The 839-nt window shown below is 80.5% G+C and carries 2 protein-coding genes; both read left to right on the top strand.

Annotated elements, in window-relative coordinates; all coding sequences use genetic code 11:
* On the top strand, positions 1-296 hold a 296-nt coding region (locus tag DZF91_RS23060; RefSeq protein WP_147341285.1), incomplete at its 5' end, for an iron chelate uptake ABC transporter family permease subunit.
* A gap of 74 nt (positions 297-370) precedes the next feature.
* The coding region (locus DZF91_RS23055; protein ID WP_199486819.1) for an iron chelate uptake ABC transporter family permease subunit at positions 371-839 on the top strand (469 nt) is incomplete at its 3' end.

The following is an 839-nucleotide window of genomic DNA, read 5'->3' as shown; positions in this document are numbered from 1 at the left end:
GGCTCGGCGCCGCCGCCGCCGCGATCCTGCTCACCGGCGCCGCCGTCGCCGCCGCCGGACCCATCGGGTTCGTCGGCCTCGCCGTCCCGCACCTCGCCCGCGCCCTCGTCGGCGCCGACCACCGCTGGACCCTCGCCGTGTCCGTCCTGCTCGGCCCCGCCCTGCTGCTGACCGCCGACGTCCTCGGCCGCCTGGTCGCCCCGCCCGCCGAGGTCCGCGCGGGCGTCGTCACGGCCCTGCTGGGCGCGCCCTTCCTGCTGGTCCTCGTCCGCCGCGCCCGGACGGTGACCGCGTGACCCCCGACGCCTCCACGCCCGTGCCCCGGCCCGCGTCCGCGACCCCGTCCACGCCTCCGCCTTCGCCTTCGCCCGTGCCTCCGCCCGCCTCTTCGCCTGCGTCCGCCGCGCGGGCGCGCGTCCGGCATCCGGCCTCCGGCGTCCTCGTGCTGGGGTTCGGGCCGGTCGCCGTCACCGTCCGCCGCCGCGCGCTGGTCTTCGGCGTCGTGCTCGCCGTGCTGACCGCCGTCGCCGCCGTGGCCTCGCTCGCGATCGGCAGCACCTTCGTCGCGCCCGCCGACGTGCTGCGCGCCCTCGCCGGAGAGGGCCCCGCGTCCCTGATCGTCCAGGACCTGCGGCTCCCGCGCGTCGAGGTCGGCCTCGCCGTCGGCGCGCTGCTCGGCGTGTCCGGCGCGCTGCTGCAGTCGGTCGCCCGCAACCCGCTCGCCGGGCCGGACGTCATGGGCGTCACCCAGGGCGCGGGCCTCGCCGCCACGGCCGTGATGACGGCCGGGCTCGGCGCGTCCTGGCTCGGCCCCGCCGCGCTGCTCGGCGGGCTCGCCG

It is taken from the genome of Actinomadura logoneensis, assembly GCF_003428695.1.
Classification (GTDB): Bacteria; Actinomycetota; Actinomycetes; order Streptosporangiales; family Streptosporangiaceae; genus Spirillospora; species Spirillospora logoneensis.
Note: the sequence above shows the minus strand (reverse complement) of the source record. Positions and strands in the feature narration are given on the sequence as shown.